The following is a 16,780-nucleotide window of genomic DNA, read 5'->3' on the forward strand; positions in this document are numbered from 1 at the left end:
TCTCCTCAGAACAGAAAATAACCGATCGCGCCGCACAACGGCACGACCCAGAATGCTTCGACCCGCCAGCGCAGCAACAGCAGCAGCGCCAGCACGAACAATACGGGCGACAGCCAGACCGGCGCCGCCATTTTTCCGATGGCGAATGCCGCCGCGACCACCATGCCGGCGCCCGCCGCGCGCACCCCGCGCAGCGCCGCCCGCACCGCACCCGATGCGTACCAGCGATTCAGCCGGTGCGCACAGCCGACCATCAACACCGCCGTCGGCGTGAAGACGCCGACGGTCGCCGCGACCGCGCCGGCGATACCGGCCACCTTCAGGCCGATGAACGCGGCACCGATCAGCACGGGACCGGGCGTGAGCTGGGTCATTGCCATCGCATCGGCGAATTCCCGCCCCGTGACCCAGCCATAGCCATCGACAACGGTATGCTGCAGCACGGGGATCGACACGTAGCCGCCGCCGAACATCAGCAGGCTCATGCCGGCGAAGGCGGCGAGCAGCTTGGCCAGCAAGGCGGCCTGCGCGCCGACCAAGGGCACGAGTACCAGCGGCGTCGCGAACAGGATGCCCGCGTTGCCACGCGCCTGCTGGCGCGGCGCCGGCGCGTACGCACCGCCGTCTTCGCGGAACCAGAAGCGCCCGATCAGCGCCGAGGCCACGACGATGGCCGGCGTCACCAGCAGGCCGGAACAACACAACAAGAGGACGACCGCGCCCCCGGCCAGCAGCGCCTCGCGCCAGCCGCGCACCGAGACGCGGCACATGCGCCAGGCGGCGCCAAGGACGACCGCGGCGACGGCGGGCATGATCCCCATGAAGAGCCGGTCGATCTGCGGCAGCCGGCCCCAGCGAAAATACAGGGAAGCCAGTACCACCATGAACACGAAGGCCGGCAGCACCGCGGCACACACGCATACGCACGCGCCCATCGCGCCGCGCAGGCGGTAGCCGACATAGGCCACGGTATTGATCGCCACCGGACCGGGCAGGATGGACGCGAGCGTGACGCCGTCGAGCACGTCCTGGTCCGTCAGCAGCTTGCGTTGCGCCACGACGGCGTTCTGCATGACCGACACCATCGACATGTAGCCGCCGAAGCTGGAGCAGCCGACCCGCAGGAACAGGGCGCACAGGGACGCGAGCGACGGCGGGCCCGCCTCATCCCGCATGCGCCAGGCCTCCGCATGCGGCAAAATAGTCGGAAAAGGCGCGCACGAAACGGTCGATGTCGGCGGCCGGCAGGCCGTTGATGCCGGCCGCGGCGCGCCGCCCGCCGCCGCCGGCGAAATGCTCGCACAGGACGTTGGCGGCATGCGTTCCCGGCGCGCCCGAGCGCACGCTGACGACGAACCTGCCGTCCGAGCCTTCGGTCAGCACGGCGAACGCGCGCGCGCCGCCGGCAGCCGCCAGCCGGTTGGCGAAGACCCCGGAGATGCGCCGCGCCCAGCAGGCATCGGGGAGCACGTAGACCGCGCCGTACTGCCATTGCCATTGCGGCTGCAGGCCGCTCATGCGCGCGGCGTCGTCGCGATAACCTTCGACCAGCATGCGGTACCGGTCCGACGCCTCGATGAATTCGAACGGATCGACGTAGGGACTCAATGCCCGATACAGCGCGTCCGGCGCCATGTGCAGATCCTCGACGCATTCGCCGTAGGCGTTATAGTTCAGCACCGTGCCAAGTTCCGCCAGCGCCGCGATCCGCGCTTCGGACAGGCCCATGTCCGAAGCCAGCGCACGCGCCGGCCCGGCCAGGTTGTCGCCGAACGCGGCGGCGATGGCCCATGGCCGATAGCGCCCCACGAGCTGACGGTCGACCAGCAGGCTGGTGCACACCGTCGGCGCATCGTCCCAGAACAGGCGCAGGCGCGGATGCGCGAACGCCTGGCGGGCCGAATGGTGATCGAACCAGGTCACGTGCGCCCCGGCGTCGAGGACGCGCCGCAGCGACGCCGCATTCGCATCGACCGCGATGTCGAGCACCGTCACCTCGTCGCCGGCGTCGCAGGCGACCCGCTGCAGCAGCGCGACGTCGCGCTTGATGCCGGTGACGAGCATACTCTCGCCCGGATAGGCCAGGCGCCATTGATGCTGGGCGCAGATGCCGTCGGCGTCGCCATTGAACACGTCGAGACGTCGCGCGGTCATGGTCAACCCAGGCGCGGGATGAGGTGCTCGTACAGGGCGCGGGTCGCCTCGTCGATCGACATCGCCCCGGTGTCGACGGTGACGTCCGGATTCTCCGGCGGCTCGTAAGGCGCGGACACGCCGGTGAAATGCGCGATCTCGCCGGCGCGCGCACGGGCGTACAGGCCCTTGGGGTCGCGCGACTCGCACACCGTCATGCAGGTGCTGACATGGGCCTCCACGAACCGTTCCGCGCCGATGATGTCGCGCGCCGCCTTGCGGTCCTCGCGCAACGGCGAAATGAACGCGGTCACGACGAACAGGCCGGCTTCGTTCATCAGACGCGCCACTTCGGCGGTGCGCCGGATGTTTTCGCGCCGGTCGTCGGTCGAAAAGCCCAGGTCGCGATTGAGACGATGCCGGACGTTGTCGCCGTCGAGCACGAAGCTCGGATGGCCGCGCTCGAGCAGCAGTTTTTCCAGTTCGTAGGCCAGCGTCGACTTGCCCGCGCCGGACAGGCCGGTCAGCCAGATCGTCCCCGGCACGTGTCCGAAATACCGGTGCCGGTGAGCCTCGGTCACCTTGCCGGCATGCCAGTAAATATTCGAACCCGCCGGCGCAGGCCCGTGCTTCACTTCCGCTTCGTGTACCGCCACCTCATTGCGCATCGCCACTCCCCTGTGAATAGCTGAACTCCGGCCGTCGGGAACTTCCCAGTCGGGCCGCGCTTCCTAGCGCGCGGCGCGCCGCGCCAGGGTCAACGCGGTGCCGCGATTGGCCTCGAGCCTTGTCACGGATGCGAGCGGCGGTTCCGCGCGCGCCGCATCGGCACGCCCCGGCGCACGCTGGGCGCCGGACAGCAGGAACACGCCGACCACCTTGGCCAGGTGATCGGCCTGCTCCTGCATCGATTGGGCCGCCGCAGCCGCTTCCTCGACGAGCGAGGCGTTCTGCTGGGTGACGTCGTCCATCTGCGCAATCGCGAGATTGACCTGTTCGATGCCCGACGCCTGCTCCTCGCTCGCCGCCACGATCTCGGACATGATGCCGGTCACGCGCTTGATGCTGTCGACGACTTCGTGCATCGTCGCGCCCGCTTCCTCCACGAGCTTGTTGCCGGAATCGACCTTCTCGACAGAATCGGAAATCAGCGTCTTGATTTCCTTGGCCGCCGCCGCGGAACGCTGGGCGAGGTTGCGCACCTCGGAAGCGACGACCGCGAAGCCGCGTCCCTGTTCGCCGGCGCGCGCCGCTTCGACCGCGGCATTCAGCGCCAGGATATTGGTCTGGAACGCGATGCCGTCGATGACGCCGATGATTTCCACGATCTTCTGCGCCGACTGGTTGATCGCACCCATCGTGTTCACCACTTGCGACACCACCTCGCCGCCCTTCTCGGCGACGTGGGAGGCCGACAGTGCCAGGCTGTTCGCCTGGCGCGCATTGTCGGCGTTCTGCTTCACGGCCGAGGTCATCTCTTCCATGGAGGATGCGGTTTCCTCGAGCGCGCTGGCCTGCTGTTCGGTGCGCGCGGACAGGTCGAAGTTACCGGCCGCGATCTGGGCGGAGGCCGTCGCGATGGTATCGGTGCCGGTGCGCACCTGGCCGACGATATGGTCCAGGCTGTCGCGCATGGACCGCATGGCATACATGAGGCTGGAGTTATCGCGGGGATAGGTCTCGATCTCGACCGACAAGTCCCCCGCCGCGATCTCGCCGGCGACCCGCACCGCGTCGGCCGGCTCGCCGCCGAGCTGGCGCAGCAGGCCCCGCGTGATCAGCCAGGCGGCCAATACGCCCGTCACCAGCGCCAGCACGCCGAACCCGATCAACATGGAGCGCGCGCCGGCATAGGTTGCGTCGGACACGTCCAGCTGCACGTCGTTCTGACGTGCTTCCAGGGCGGCCAGTTCCCGCATCAGGGCCCACCACTTCTTTTGCACCGGCCGGAAGTCGAACCGCACCAGCTTGTACGCCTCGTCCTTCTTCCCATCGAGCGCGAGCTGGACGGCGCGCGGATAGTATGGTGCGGCGAGCGTCGCCTGCTCGGCGATCTGCGCCATCAGTTCCTTTTCCTTCGGCGACGTGCCGGCAATGGTCGCGAACATCGTCTTGAGCTTTTGCTCTGCGTCGGCATACTTCTTCGCCTGCTCCGCGACGCGGTCGACCTCCATCTGGACTTCCTTCGTGTTGTCGCTTTCCAACAACGAGAGATTGCGCAGCGCCAGCGCACGCTCCGTGACCGTCATGTCCATCGTGGCCACGAGACGGGCTTCGACGTCGTTGACCTTGATGATTTCGTCGACCCGCGCCTTGATGGTCGCCATCCGGTTCACACCGAGCACCGTGACGACGAGAAGCAACAGGGACATCAGGCCGTAACCGATCCCCAGCCGGGTCGCAACCCGCAAATGGTTAATGTTCATGCCGCAACCCGAAAGAAAAACTCCTGGACCACGGCACCGCCGGCGCACGAATCATGCATAACTGCCCCCAACAAGGTTATTTGATTCAAAGCATCATATAACCAAAAAGTTCCGATAGGCAACTACTTTGTTCAATAACAAACTTGTTATTATTTGTGAGAATTGGCGACCGAAAATCGTGTAGATGGAGGCGTCGTGGGAAGCGGGGGCGCGGCGGCCGGCCTAGGACGCCGCGGCGGCGCGCTCGCGCAGCGCCGGCAGTGCCGCGCCCTGCTCGTCGAACAGCCAGGCCCGCGCGGGATCGAAGCGCAGGCGCACCGGTGTGCCCGGCGCCGGCAGCGGGACGTCCGGCGGACACTTTGCCGCCACCATGCCCTCCACGCCGTCGACCTGCACATACGCGAGCGTCACGTCGCCCAGGTATTCGGCGAGTGCGAGGCGGCCCGGGATGCCGGTGTCGCCCGCCACGTCCAGGCGCAGGTGCTCGGGCCGCACGCCCAACGTGAGCGCGGCGCCGGCGCGGGCCTGGCTCGCATCCGCCGCCACCTGCGCCATGCCGCCGCCGGGCACGCGCACGGTCGCGAGGCCGCCCGTGTGGCCGGCCAGCGTCGCGGGAAACGCATTCATGCGGGGCGAGCCGAGGAAGCCCGCCACGAACAGGTTCGCCGGCCGCTCGTACAGCTGCAGCGGCGTGCCGACCTGCTCGATGCGGCCGCCGTTGAACACGACGATCTTCTGGCCGAGGGTCATGGCCTCCACCTGGTCGTGCGTCACGTAGATCATCGTGGCCCGCAGGTCCTTGTGCAGGCGCGCCAGTTCCACGCGGGTCTGGGCGCGCAGCGCGGCGTCCAGGTTCGACAGCGGTTCGTCGAACAGGAAGACTTCCGGCTTGCGCACGATGGCCCGGCCGATCGCCACGCGCTGCCGCTGGCCGCCGGACAGCGCCTTCGGCTTGCGCTCCAGCAGGTGGGCGATCTGCAGGATGTCCGCCGCATGGCGCACGCGCGCGACGATCTCCGGCTTCGGCACCCTGGCCAGCTTCAGTGCGAATCCCATGTTCTCCGCCACCGTCATGTGCGGGTACAGCGCATAGCTCTGGAACACCATCGCGATGCCGCGCCGCGCGGGTTCGATCGTGTTGCTGACGACGCCCCCGAGCTCCAGCGTGCCGTCCGTGATGTCTTCCAGGCCCGCGATCATGCGCAGCAAGGTCGACTTGCCGCAGCCGGACGGCCCGACGAAGACGACGAACTGGCCGTCCTCGATGTCCAGGTCGACGCCCTTGATGACGGGGTTGTCGCCATACGTCTTGCGGATGCCGCGCAGCGTTACCGATGCCATAAAATCTCCAACTCCTTATCCTTTCAATCCGCTCGCCGCGAGGAAGCCCTGCGTCACGCGGCGCTGGAACAGCACGTACGCGAGGGCGACGGGCAAGGCGCCCAGCAGCGCGGCCGCCATCAGCTGGGCATAGCGTACACCGAACGCGTCGTACGTCTGCGTGAGCCCGAGCGGGATCGTCATCATGTCGTTCGACGTGACGATGATGAACGGCCACAGGAAATTATTCCAGGCCGCGATGAACGTCACGATCGCCATCGCCCACACGATGTTGCCCGAGACCGGCAGGTAGACGCTCCACAATACGCGCAGCGGCCCCGCGCCGTCCATCACGGCGGCCTCGCGGAAATCGGCGGGAATCGCGTCGAAGAACTGCTTGAACACATAGATCACGACCGGCGACACCACCTGCGGCAGCACGATGCCGGCATACGAGTTGATGAGCCCCAGCTGGTGCATCGTGCGGAACAGCGGCACGAGCAGCGCCTCGAACGGCAGCAGGAAACCGAGCATCGCGATGCCGAACACGATGCCGCGGCCGCGGAAGCGCAGCTGCGAGAACGCGTATGCGGACGTCAGGCTGATCGCCATCGTCACGACGGTCACCAGCAGCGCGACGACGAAACTGTTGACCAGCCAGCGCACGACGTTGCCGGCGCCCAGCGTGCGGCGGTACGCGTCCAGCGTCCACTCCTGCGGCAGCCAGTGGAACTGGGTCGCCACCGTTTCCAGCTCCGGACGCAGCGACGTGGAGAGCGCCCACAGCAGCGGGAAGGCCCACAGCGCGGTGAGCACGATGGCGCACGCGGCACCGAGGATGGACCAGATCGATGCCTTCATGCGTCCCTCCGCGCCAGCCACCGGGCGAGCCACGCCTGCAGCAGCGACAGCACGATCACGATCGCGACGAACGCCATCGCCACCGCCGCCGCGTAGCCGGCGTCGCTCTGCGTGAACGCCGTCTCGTACATATAGTGCAGCGCCACGCGCGTCGTGTTGAACGGGCCGCCGCTGGTCAGGATATACGTCTGCCCGAAGACTTTCAGGGACGCGATCAGTTGCAGGATCACGGCCGTGGAGACGACCGGCCGCAGCGCCGGCCACGTGATCGTGCGGAACAGCGTGAAGCCGCGCGCGCCGTCCAGCGCGGCCGCCTCGTACAGCTCGGCCGGGATGTTGCGCAGGCCGGCGAGGAACAGGAGCATGTTGAAGCCGACCGTCCACCAGATCGTGCCGATGGCGACGGCCGGCAGCGCCCAGTGCGGGTCGGCGAGCCACGCGCGTTCGCCGCCGAGGATGTGGTTGACGACGCCGGACGACGGCTGCAGCATCCAGTCGGCGATCAGGGTCATGACGGAGATCGGCAGCACGAACGGCAGGAAGAACGTGCCCTGCAGCCAGCCCTGCGCGCCAGTGAAGCGGTCGACGAGCATGGCCATCAGCAGGCCGAGGGCGCACAGCGGGATCACCGTCAGCAGCGCAAAATAAAACGTGTTGCCGACCGAATCCCAGAACGACGGGTCGTTCAGCAGGGTGTGGTAGTTGTCCAGGCCGACGAAGGCGCTGGTGCGCGTCAGGCTGCTTTCCGTGAGGCTGAGCCAGAGCGTTTCCAGCGCGGGCAGGAAGAAGAACAGGCCGAAGGCCGCGAGGAACGGCGCCAGCAGCAGCCACGCGGGCAGCGCGTCGCGCCGTGCCGTCGTGGGGCCGGCGCTGCGTGTCGAGGTGATGTCGGCGCGTCGCATGCGGGCCTCAATAGCGCGGCGGACGCTTACGCACGAGGCGCGCCGCCTCCGTCTCGAACCGGTGCACGGCCTGCGCCGGCGTCAGGTAGCCGTACAGCGCGGCCGGCAGGAATTTCGACGCGATGGCTTCCAGCGGCCCGGCGGCTCCCATGTACCAGCCGTCCGGATCGTACACGACGTCGTGCGCGGCCTGCGCGTACAGCGCGTTCGGCATCAGGCTCTTTGCCGCCTGCGACTCCGCCACCGGCCTGTACGCCGGGATGTGGCCGCCCTCGGCCCAGCCCAGCGAATGCTTGCTGACATAGGCGACGAAGCGCAGCACCGCCCGCACCTTCGCCGGCGACGGCTCGTGGCCGGGATTGGCGGGCAGTGCGAACCCGTGCGAATCGGCCCACGTGGACGCGTTCGCGTACATCCGCGGCAGCGGCACGATGCCGTAGTCGAAGCCGAGCGTGCCGGCTTTCGTCGCGCGCACCAGTTCCGGCACTTCCCACACGCCGTTCAGCATGAAGGCGGCGTTGCCGCCCATGAACTGGCTCGTCGACGCCGGATAATCGAGGCCGGCCTGCGCATAGCCGCGCGTGAACCAGTCGCTGATGCGCGCCAGCGTGGCGGCGCCCGCCGGGCCGTACGTGAAGCGGCCGTCCCTGATGATCGTGACGTTCTGCTGCGCCAGCATGGCCAGCCACAGGCGCCAGATGGCGTAGGAACTCTGGCTGCTTTCCATCGTGAGGCCGCGCCGGCCGGTGCGCTCGGTGGCGGCGCGGAACGCGTCCGTCAGCGCCTCGACGCCGACGATGGGTTTCAGGTTGCCGCCCGCATCCAGCAGGCCCGCCTTCCCGGCGAGCGTCTTGTTGTAGTACAGGACGAGCGGGTGCACGTCCAGCGGCACGGCGTACGTACGGCCCTCGTACTGCGCCTTGGCCCACTGGCGCGCCAGGTAGTCGTCCCCGCGCAGGCCGGCGGCGGCCAGTTCGGCGGGAGAAATCGGCCGCAGCACGCCGCCGCCCGCCAGGTTGACGATGCGCGACAGGTGGATCGTCGCGACGTCCGGCCCGGCGCCCACGACGGAGGCCGTGATCAGCTTCGTATAAAAGGGTTCACCCCATCGCAGGGTCGTGCTGACCACGCGCACGTCGTGCTGGCTGGCGTTGAAGTCGTCGACCAGCGAGCGCATGCGCGCGCCGTCGCCGCCCGAGAGCAGCGTCCACATCCTGACTTCGACCTGCGCCCGCGCGGGCGCGCTCACGCCCGCCAGCACGAGGAACAGGGTCGCAACCAGCGCGGCGGCGCGCGGGAATCCGCGTCGCGCCACGTCGTCTCCTTGTTAGTGTCTGCTCCAGTAGGGTGCGCGGCCCTCCGCCCACGCGTGGCGCCAACATATCGCAAGCGTCCGCGTGGGCACGGCGTGCCCACCCTACCGGGACTTTCGAGTGGAGCGCCGGTTCAGGCCACTTTCCGCCGGGCACGCGCTCCCGGAGCGCCGCGCCCGCGTCGTTCGAAGCCCGGCGGACCCGCGGCCGGGCCGGGCTCCGTCGGCGGCACGGTCGGTGGCACTTCAGGCTCCGCCACCTGCGGGGGCTGGCGCTCTCCCGGATAGGCTAACACTTCCGCCGTTTCTCCGACGCGCGTCCACTCGACCGGGAAATCGGGCCCGCGCCTGGCACGCCAGCGCTGGCTGTGGCCGAGCGGGTCGAGCACCCAGTCCTGCAGGTGCGCCTGCGGCCCGCGCGTGGCCTGCGCCAAGGCCTCGATGGGCGCCTTCGGCACGCGGTCCTCGGTCAGCAGGCCGTTCTTTTCGAGGAAGGTGTCGGTGAGCTGGGTGTAGCAGAAGCCGGACAGCGGCCGGCACGCATGCACCGCCGTCATCAAGACCTGGTAGCGCGCCAGCAGCTCCTTGCCGTCCCGCGCGACGGAGTAGCCCCAACCCGCCTCTTCGCCGGGCTTCAGCATGGCGATGCCGCCGAATTCGGACAGGAACAGCGGCCGGCCGAGGCCCGTGAAACCGTCGATGACGAGCCGGCGCCGGTCGGGCTGCACGTGCTCCAGCGTGTAGGCGACGGCGTCGCGGCTGCCGTAGCGTTCCAGCAGCACGGCCGGGTCCTGCTCGTAGTCGTGCACGCAGACGAGGTCCCCGCACGGCATCTCCCAGCCGTCGTTGCCGACGACGGGCCGGGTGCCGTCCAGCGCCCGCGTCATGTGGTACAGGGCGCGCACGAAGTCGACCTGGCGGCGGTCGTTCATCAGTTCCGGCACGCCCCACGATTCGTTGGTCGGCACCCACGCCACGATGCACGGGTGCGAGACGTCGCGCTCGACCAGTTCCTTCCACTCTTCCATCACGCCGTGGATCGTCGCGCTGGAAAAGCCGTAGGCGGACGGCATCTCGCCCCACACGCACAGCCCGAGCACGTCGCACCAGTACAGCCAGCGCGGGTCCTCCGACTTCTGGTGCTTGCGCACGCCGTTGAAGCCGAGGCGCTTGATGAGCAGCACGTCGTGGCGCAGCTGGTCGCTGGACGCCACCATCAGGCTGTCCGGCCAGTAGCCCTGGTCGAGCACCATGCGCAGGAAGTACGGGCGGCTGTTCAGCACGAAGCGGTCGCCCTCGACGCTGACCGTGCGCAGCGCCGTGTAGCTCTGCACGCTGTCGATCGGGGTGCCGTCGGCCGCGCGGATCTCGACCTCGGCATCGATCAGCTGCGGGCTTTCCGGGCTCCACATCCACAGCCCGCGGGCGTCGTCGATGCCCGGATCGGGCAGCTGGAAGATGCGCGACAGGCGCGGCCCGGTCAGCAGGCAGCGGTCATTGACGAGCAGGCGCCCGCCCAGTTTCAGGGTGACGTTGGCCATGCCGCCTTCGGGCACGTGGGCGATGTCGGCGTCGAGCCGGATCTGCCACCGCGCCACGTCGGCCGTCCAGCGCAGCTGCGCCACATGGGCGCGCGGCACCTTTTCGATCCAGACGGTGCGCCAGATGCCGCTGGTGCGCGGATACCAGATCTTGTGCGGCTCGGCCTCCCAGTCCATCTTGCCGCGCGCCTTGTGCATGTCCTGCGGGTCGTCCTCGGCCTGCACCGCGATCTCGAGGATCGAGCCGTCGAGGTGGCGCGTGACGTCGATGGAAAACGGGCTGTGGCCGCCCCGGTGCTCGACGGCGAAGCGGCCGTTGATCCAGACGCGGGCGCGGTGGTTGACGGCGCCGAAGTGCAGCATCAGCCGCTCCTCGGGCCCCGGCACGAGGCCGGGATCGAGGGAGATCTGGCGCTTGTACCAGACGCGCCGCCGGAAACCGCGGTCGTGCACGCCGCTGGCGCGCGCCTCGGGCGGATAGGGGACGACGATCGTGCGGTCGAACGGCACCTCGGCCGGATCGACGTAGACGGCGGCGTCGTCCAGCATGGCCTGCCATGGGCCGTCGAGGCTGCGCCAGGCGGCGCGCCGCAATTGTGGGCGGGGATATTCCACGTTCGCGCTCCTTGTTCTCGCTCCTTACGACCTACTCTATGAGCCGCCTCCCGCGCTGGCAAGGGCTTTCACGCACCGTTACAAAGCGGTGACAAAGGCGTCGCGTCAGCGAGACAGGCGCGCCACCGACACCCTGCGAAACACCGCCCGGTGCCCGGCGCCGCCCATCGCCACCAGGCCCAGCCGCGCCTCCCGGCCGAGGCGGTGGGTCCACGTCCCGCCGCCGACCCAGGCGTTGCCGTCCCGGCTCGAATACGCCGTATAACGTTCTTCCCCCCCGCTCCGGTGGACATCGAGCCGCAGCCACGTCGTCGCGCCCGGCGTGCCGGCGACCGTGTTGCCGTAGCGCGGATAATGGGCCGGCACGGGCGCCATCTCCTTCGCGAACTCGACCTCGCGCAGGCCGCCGTGCGCCAGCTCGACCAGCTTGACGTAGTTGTCGTCGTCGCGCATCACGACGAAGCCGGCCTGCACGGCCGTGGCGCAGCAGGCGTCCGGCACGTCCAGCCGCACGACCGCCTCGACGCGGTAGTCGCCGTCCGGCAGCGGCGTGCGCAGCACGCTGGCCGTGTTGGTGTCCACGTGCAGGTCGGTGGCGGCCGTCGCCAGCGTCAGGCCGGTGCGGCCGAGCGACCACGCGGCGTCGGCGGGCGGGCGCAGCCACGTCCAGCGCGCATCCGGCGTCGGGCCGCCGAACGTGTCCGTCCACAGCGCGCGGACCGATTCTGCCGGCGCGGCCGGGGCGGCGAACGCACGGGGACGCGCACCGGCCGTCGCCGCCGGCGCCGGACGCGCCGCGTCGCTGGGGGCGCCGGTCGCGACGGGCCAGCCGTCCACCCAGTCGATGCGGTCGAGCAGCGCGAGACGGCGCGTCAGCTTGTCGCGCGCGCTGAAGAACGGCTCCCCGGCGTCGATGCCGTGGTAGATCGTCCACCACTGCCCGGCCGCGTCAGGGGACACGGTGTTGTGGCCGACGCCGACCCAGCGGTTGCCGTTCTGGAACAGCACCGGCGTGCCGCCCGCGCGGGCGGCGGCCAGGTCCTGGCCGAGGCGGTCGAGGAACGGTCCGGCCGGCGTGCGCGCCCGTCCCGCGTACACGGCGTAACCCGTCAGCGGGCCGTTGCAGCAGTCGGTCGTGGAGGCGAACAGATACCACCAGCCGCCGTGCCGGACGACTTCCGCGCCCTCGTAGCGCCCGGCCGCGCCCACCTTGCGCGGCGTGCCCTCGGCGGCCAGCCCGTCGGCGCGGAGCGGCTGCACGAACACGCCGCCGCCGTAGCTGCCGTAATAAATCCACTTGCGGCCGCCGTCCTCGACGACCTTCGGGTCGAACGTCCAGTGGAAATCGCAGCCGGGCCCCGCGCGCCGCGGCGCGACCACCGGCGCGGCCGCCGGCACCCACGGACCGGCCGGGTTGTCCGCGACGGCCACGCCGATGGCGCTGTCGTTGGCGCAGCCGGCCTCCGGACTGTGGGCGTCCGCCACGTCCGTCACCGTGAAGTACAGGTAGTAGCGGCCGCCCATGTATTCCGGTTCCGGCGCCCACAGGCCGGACGTGGGCGCGGCCAGCCCGGCCGGGCGGTCGGCGAACGCGTCGCCGACATAATTCCAGTTGACGAGGTCCGTCGACCGGTAGATCGCGATCATGTGGAAATGCCACGGGCCGGATTCGCCCGGCAGCGGGCGCTCCGTTTTGCTGACCGGGTCGCTCGTGCAATACAGATACCAGGTCGGCGTCCTGGCACGCGCATCGCGCACCACGGCCGGGTCGGCGCAGTTCTGGGCCGGCGCGCCGTTCGCCAGGTGCACGCGCAGCGGGTTGCGATAGGTGGCGGCGGGCGCGGCGCTCACCGGCGCCGCCAGTCCGAGCGCCAGCGCCCACCCCAGCGCCGCGAGGTTCCGTTGCAATCCCATCGCATCCTCCGTGAAGTCCGCCGCCGAGCTTACCCCAGCCGGGCCGGGCGGGCTGCACGGTTGCGGACCGGCGGCACCGCCCGCGGGCGGGCGGCGAAACGCCCGCTCTGGTATCATGACGGCTGTTTTCGCTTCGAGATCCGCACCCGACGATGCACACGAGGATATCCACCCGCGCGGCCGCGCTCCTGGCCGGCGCACTGCTGAGCGCGGGCGCGGCGGCGAAGGATGCGCTGCTGCGGCCGTGGCCCGCGGGCCGGCCGACGCCGGCCCTGCAGCTGACGACCCTCGACGGCCAGCCGTGGGACCTGGCGGCCCTGCGCGGCAAGGTGGTCGTCGTGAATTTCTGGGCCGCCTGGTGCGGCCCATGCGTGGAAGAATTGCCGGTGCTGGGCGCGCTGGCGGGGCGCGACGGCGTCGCGGTCGTCGGCGTGAACTACAAGGAGCCGCTCGATTCGATCGAACGGTTCGCCGCGGCCCATCCGCTGGCCTACCCCGTGCTGCGCGACCGCACCGGCGATGCGTTCAAGCGCTGGTCGCCGGGCGTGATGCCGGCGACGATCGTCGTCGACCGCGGCGGGCGCGCGCGCTGGCGCACGGTGGGCGAGATACCGCCCGACGACACCCGGCTGCGCGGCGCCATCGACGCCCTGCTGGCCGAGCCGCAAACACATCAAGAACACAACCAGAACTAGAGAACGAGGGAAAAACGCCATGCACGACACGAACCTGAAAACCACCCGCCGCACGCTGCTGAAAGCGGCCGGCGGCATTGCGCTCGCCAGCGCCCTGCCGCGCACCCTGCTGGCGGCCGAGCAGGAACGCCATTTCGATCCGCGTCCGGGCGACTGGAAGAGCTACGAGGTCGTGACCAAGGTGGCCCTGCAGCGCGCCGCCGGTCCGTCGACGGTGTGGATTCCGCTGCCGTCGATCGACACGGAATGGCAGCGCAGCCTGTCGAACAACTGGTCCGGCAACGCGACCAAGGCGCGCGTCGAGACCGATCCGCGCTACGGCGCCCGCTTCCTCGTCGCCGAATTCGACGGCTCCGCGCCGCCGGCGCTGGAAGTCGTGTCGCGCATCCAGACCCGCGACCGTGCCGAGAACTGGAAGACCCGCACCCCGGGCACCGAGGATGCCGCGGACCTGCGCCTGTGGCTGCAGCCGACCGACCTGCTGCCGCTCGACGGCATCGTCAAGAAGACGTCGCTGACGATCACCAAGGGCGCGCGCACCGACGAGGAAAAGGTCGAGCGCATCTACAACTGGATCGTGCTGAACACGTTCCGCGAGCCGAAGGTCAAGGGCTGCGGCACGGGCGACATCAAGACGATGCTGGAGACGGGTAACTTCGGCGGCAAGTGCGCCGACCTGAACGGCCTGTTCGTGGGCCTGTGCCGCGCGTCCGGCGTGCCGGCCCGCGACGTCTACGGCATCCGCATCGCGCCCAGCAGCTTCGGCTACCGCGAACTGGGCGGCAAGCCGCAATCGCTGCAGGGCGCCCAGCACTGCCGCGCCGAGGTCTACCTGAAGCAGCACGGCTGGGTCGCGATGGACCCGGCCGACGTGGCCAAGGTCATGCGCCAGGAAACGCCGAACTGGATCAAGGACCCGGACAATCCCGTCGTCGCCCCCGTCAAGCGCGCGCTGTTCGGCGGCTGGGAAGGCAACTGGATGGGCTATAACTTCGCCCACGACGTGCGCCTGCCCGGCTCCGCCGTCGGCAAGGTCAGCTTCCTGATGTATCCGCAGGCGCAGAACCGCGGCGAAGCGTACGACCCGCTCGATCCGGACGCGTTCAAGTACACGATCACGGCCCGCGCGATCTGATCCGGCCATGCCCACGCTCGCCCGTCCCACCGCCCCAGGCAGCGCCGCGACCGACCGCAAGGCCGGGCGGCTGATCGCCGTCGCCGTGCTGGCATCGCTGCTCGCCTCCACGTGCTGCGTGCTGCCGCTCGCGCTGGTGCTGGTCGGCGTGACGGGCGCGTGGATGGCCAACCTGCAGGCGCTGAAACCGGTGACGCCCTACGCCATCGCGCTCACCGCCGGCGCGCTGGCCTGGGCCGGCTGGCTCGTGTTCCGCCCGGCCCGCGCCTGCGACATGGCGGACGGCGCCTGCGCCACGACGCGTCCGCTGATGCGCCGCGTGTTCATCGCCTGCGCGCTGTTCGTCGCGCTGTTGCTGGGCTTTCCGCTGATCGCCCCGTTGTTCTATTGAGGATAGCTACCATGACAATCTCCCGCACCCTCACCCTCCTTGCGCTGGTCGCCGTTGCGCCGCTGGCGTCGGCCAAGCAGCAGACCGTCCAGCTGACCGTCCCGACGATGGACTGCGCCACCTGCCCCATCACGATCAAGGCGGCGCTGTCGAAAGTGCCGGGCGTGTCGAAGGTGAAGGTCAGCTACGACAGGCGCGAAGCCGTCATCGTCTACGACGACGCCAAGGCCACCGTCGCCGACCTGAAAAAAGCGACGGAGGACGTCGGCTACCCGGCGATGCTCAAGACCGCGAAGTGATCCCCCGGGGCTCGCCGAGGAACACGAGCAGCACCGCCCCGATCAAGGACATTCCCACTGCGCACGCGGCCTGCCAGCCGCCGTGCGCGAAGCTCCACGCCCCCAGCGCCGACCCGGTCGCGCCGCCCAGGAAGAACGTCGCCATGTACAGGCCGTTGACGCGGCCCCGCACCTCGGCGCCCAGCGCATAGATGGCGCGCTGGCCCAGCACGAGATTACCCGACACGGCGAAGTCCAGCGCGATGGCGGCCGCCACGAGCAGCCCCAGACCCAGCTTGCCGCCGCCGGCGGCGCCCAGGGTCGGCACGAAGGACAGCAGGCCGAGGATCATGCAGAACGCCGTCGCCGGCCGGGTCCAGCCGCGGTCCGCCACGCGGCCGCCGGCGGGCGCGGCGATCGTGCCCGCGACGCCCGCCAGCGCGAACCACGCGATGTCGCGCTGGTTCATGCCGTAGGCCGGGCTGGCCAGCAGCAAGGGCGTCACGGTCCAGAACACGCTGAACGCGCCGAACATGCCGGCCTGGTAGATGGCGCGCCGGCGCAGCACGGGCAGGTCGCGCAGGAGCCCCTGCATCGACGCCAGCAGGGCGACGTAGCCCAGCGTCGAATGGGGCCGGCGCGTGGGCAGCAGCACCCGCAGCACGATCCCGAGCACAACCATCAGCGCGGCCGACAGCCCGTACACGACCTGCCACGACCACGCGTGCGTGATGAAACTGGCGACGGGACGGGCCAGCATGATCCCGAACATCAGGCCGCTGACGACATTGCCGACGACGCGGCCGCGCACGTGTTCGGGCGCCATGTGCGACGCGTACGGCACCAGCACCTGCACGGCCACGGCGGCAAAGCCGATGAGCAGCGAGCAGGCGAGGAACGCGGGCGCCGGATGGCCGAGCGCCGGCACCAGCGGCGCCGCGACGAGCGCAACCACCAGCACGCCGACGAGGACCAGCACCAGGCGGCGGTTTTCCAGCAGGTCGCCCAGCGGCACGACGAGCAGCAGGCCGGCGCAGTAGCCGATCTGCGTGAGCGTGACGAGCAGGCCCGCCGCGCCGGCCGGCAGGCCGATCGCCGCCCGGATCGGGCCGACGAGCGGCTGGACGTAATAGAGGTTCGCGACGATCAGGCCGCAGGCGGCGGCGATCAGCAGCATCAGCCACGTGGGCATCGCCGTGTGTGCTTCTGCGTGCGCCACGGCGTCATGCCGCAGACGGTCGGGTGCCTCGGTGGGCA

15 protein-coding genes are annotated in these 16,780 nt (G+C 69.8%); 4 read left to right on the forward strand and 11 right to left on the reverse strand.

What is annotated here, in order from left to right:
* Positions 1 to 5 precede the first annotated feature (5 nt).
* The 10 genes from chrA to ACEN9Q_RS11425 form a co-directional block, all read right to left on the reverse strand.
* Complete coding sequence (gene chrA / locus ACEN9Q_RS11380) at positions 6 to 1,175, reverse strand: chromate efflux transporter (RefSeq protein ID WP_495628473.1); 1,170 nt, start codon at positions 1,173 to 1,175, stop codon at positions 6 to 8.
* On the reverse strand, positions 1,165 to 2,154 hold the full coding sequence (locus tag ACEN9Q_RS11385) for a DHHA1 domain-containing protein (RefSeq protein WP_056444591.1): 990 nt from the start codon (positions 2,152 to 2,154) through the stop codon (positions 1,165 to 1,167). The genes chrA and ACEN9Q_RS11385 overlap by 11 nt, the downstream gene beginning before the upstream one ends.
* A gap of 2 nt (positions 2,155 to 2,156) precedes the next feature.
* Positions 2,157 to 2,801: an adenylyl-sulfate kinase gene (gene cysC / locus ACEN9Q_RS11390; RefSeq protein WP_495628474.1), complete on the reverse strand. Its 645-nt coding sequence runs from the start codon at positions 2,799 to 2,801 to the stop codon at positions 2,157 to 2,159.
* A 63-nt stretch (positions 2,802 to 2,864) separates the two neighbouring features.
* Entirely contained in the window at positions 2,865 to 4,559 is a 1,695-nt protein-coding gene (locus tag ACEN9Q_RS11395) for a methyl-accepting chemotaxis protein (RefSeq protein WP_495628475.1), read from the reverse strand.
* Positions 4,560 to 4,781: 222 nt separating this feature from the next.
* The gene (locus ACEN9Q_RS11400) at positions 4,782 to 5,900 is read right to left on the reverse strand and encodes an ABC transporter ATP-binding protein (RefSeq protein ID WP_495628476.1); all 1,119 of its coding nucleotides are present in this window, start codon (positions 5,898 to 5,900) and stop codon (positions 4,782 to 4,784) included.
* 15 nt (positions 5,901 to 5,915) lie between these two features.
* Positions 5,916 to 6,740, reverse strand: coding sequence for a carbohydrate ABC transporter permease (locus tag ACEN9Q_RS11405; RefSeq protein ID WP_495628477.1), 825 nt, complete (start codon positions 6,738 to 6,740; stop codon positions 5,916 to 5,918).
* Positions 6,737 to 7,642, reverse strand: a complete 906-nt coding sequence (locus ACEN9Q_RS11410; protein ID WP_495628478.1) for a carbohydrate ABC transporter permease — start codon at positions 7,640 to 7,642, stop codon at positions 6,737 to 6,739. The genes ACEN9Q_RS11405 and ACEN9Q_RS11410 overlap by 4 nt, the downstream gene beginning before the upstream one ends.
* 7 nt (positions 7,643 to 7,649) lie before the next feature.
* Positions 7,650 to 8,957, reverse strand: coding sequence for an extracellular solute-binding protein (locus tag ACEN9Q_RS11415; protein ID WP_495628479.1), 1,308 nt, complete (start codon positions 8,955 to 8,957; stop codon positions 7,650 to 7,652).
* 131 nt (positions 8,958 to 9,088) lie between these two features.
* Entirely contained in the window at positions 9,089 to 11,110 is a 2,022-nt protein-coding gene (locus tag ACEN9Q_RS11420; RefSeq protein WP_495628480.1) for a glycoside hydrolase family 2 TIM barrel-domain containing protein, read from the reverse strand.
* A 105-nt stretch (positions 11,111 to 11,215) separates the two neighbouring features.
* Positions 11,216 to 13,024: a glycoside hydrolase family 43 protein gene (locus ACEN9Q_RS11425; protein ID WP_495628481.1), complete on the reverse strand. Its 1,809-nt coding sequence runs from the start codon at positions 13,022 to 13,024 to the stop codon at positions 11,216 to 11,218.
* A gap of 152 nt (positions 13,025 to 13,176) precedes the next feature.
* Here ACEN9Q_RS11425 and ACEN9Q_RS11430 point away from each other — a divergent pair, with 152 nt between their 5' ends.
* From ACEN9Q_RS11430 to merP, 4 genes are read left to right on the forward strand one after another with little or no spacing between them, the layout of a single operon-like run.
* Positions 13,177 to 13,719 (forward strand): TlpA family protein disulfide reductase, encoded by a 543-nt coding sequence (locus ACEN9Q_RS11430; protein WP_495628482.1) that lies wholly within the window; start codon positions 13,177 to 13,179, stop codon positions 13,717 to 13,719.
* 19 nt (positions 13,720 to 13,738) lie between these two features.
* Positions 13,739 to 14,854: a transglutaminase-like domain-containing protein gene (locus tag ACEN9Q_RS11435; RefSeq protein WP_495628483.1), complete on the forward strand. Its 1,116-nt coding sequence runs from the start codon at positions 13,739 to 13,741 to the stop codon at positions 14,852 to 14,854.
* A 7-nt stretch (positions 14,855 to 14,861) separates the two neighbouring features.
* The gene (locus ACEN9Q_RS11440) at positions 14,862 to 15,245 is read left to right on the forward strand and encodes a mercuric transporter MerT family protein (protein ID WP_056444566.1); all 384 of its coding nucleotides are present in this window, start codon (positions 14,862 to 14,864) and stop codon (positions 15,243 to 15,245) included.
* A gap of 11 nt (positions 15,246 to 15,256) precedes the next feature.
* Complete coding sequence (merP, locus tag ACEN9Q_RS11445) at positions 15,257 to 15,544, forward strand: mercury resistance system periplasmic binding protein MerP (protein WP_495628484.1); 288 nt, start codon at positions 15,257 to 15,259, stop codon at positions 15,542 to 15,544.
* On the opposite strand, the gene ACEN9Q_RS11450 is transcribed toward merP, so the two are convergent.
* Positions 15,528 to 16,715: an MFS transporter gene (locus ACEN9Q_RS11450; RefSeq protein ID WP_495628485.1), complete on the reverse strand. Its 1,188-nt coding sequence runs from the start codon at positions 16,713 to 16,715 to the stop codon at positions 15,528 to 15,530. The genes merP and ACEN9Q_RS11450 overlap by 17 nt on opposite strands.
* Positions 16,716 to 16,780: the final 65 nt, after the last annotated feature.

The sequence above is a fragment of the Massilia sp. Masssp93 genome, assembly GCF_059491295.1.

Excerpts from the sequence above, each read along its gene's own strand:
- cysC (WP_495628474.1), bottom strand. The coding sequence starts at position 2,801 with ATGCGCAATGAGGTGGCGGTACACGAAGCGGAAGTGAAGCACGGGCCT.
- ACEN9Q_RS11435 (WP_495628483.1), top strand. The coding sequence starts at position 13,739 with ATGCACGACACGAACCTGAAAACCACCCGCCGCACGCTGCTGAAAGCG.
- chrA (WP_495628473.1), bottom strand. The coding sequence starts at position 1,175 with ATGCGGGATGAGGCGGGCCCGCCGTCGCTCGCGTCCCTGTGCGCCCTG.
- ACEN9Q_RS11430 (WP_495628482.1), top strand. The coding sequence starts at position 13,177 with ATGCACACGAGGATATCCACCCGCGCGGCCGCGCTCCTGGCCGGCGCA.
- ACEN9Q_RS11440 (WP_056444566.1), top strand. The coding sequence starts at position 14,862 with ATGCCCACGCTCGCCCGTCCCACCGCCCCAGGCAGCGCCGCGACCGAC.
- ACEN9Q_RS11450 (WP_495628485.1), bottom strand. The coding sequence starts at position 16,715 with ATGCCCACGTGGCTGATGCTGCTGATCGCCGCCGCCTGCGGCCTGATC.
- ACEN9Q_RS11405 (WP_495628477.1), bottom strand. The coding sequence starts at position 6,740 with ATGAAGGCATCGATCTGGTCCATCCTCGGTGCCGCGTGCGCCATCGTG.
- ACEN9Q_RS11425 (WP_495628481.1), bottom strand. The coding sequence starts at position 13,024 with ATGGGATTGCAACGGAACCTCGCGGCGCTGGGGTGGGCGCTGGCGCTC.
- merP (WP_495628484.1), top strand. The coding sequence starts at position 15,257 with ATGACAATCTCCCGCACCCTCACCCTCCTTGCGCTGGTCGCCGTTGCG.
- ACEN9Q_RS11385 (WP_056444591.1), bottom strand. The coding sequence starts at position 2,154 with ATGACCGCGCGACGTCTCGACGTGTTCAATGGCGACGCCGACGGCATC.
- ACEN9Q_RS11410 (WP_495628478.1), bottom strand. The coding sequence starts at position 7,642 with ATGCGACGCGCCGACATCACCTCGACACGCAGCGCCGGCCCCACGACG.
- ACEN9Q_RS11395 (WP_495628475.1), bottom strand. The coding sequence starts at position 4,559 with ATGAACATTAACCATTTGCGGGTTGCGACCCGGCTGGGGATCGGTTAC.
- ACEN9Q_RS11400 (WP_495628476.1), bottom strand. The coding sequence starts at position 5,900 with ATGGCATCGGTAACGCTGCGCGGCATCCGCAAGACGTATGGCGACAAC.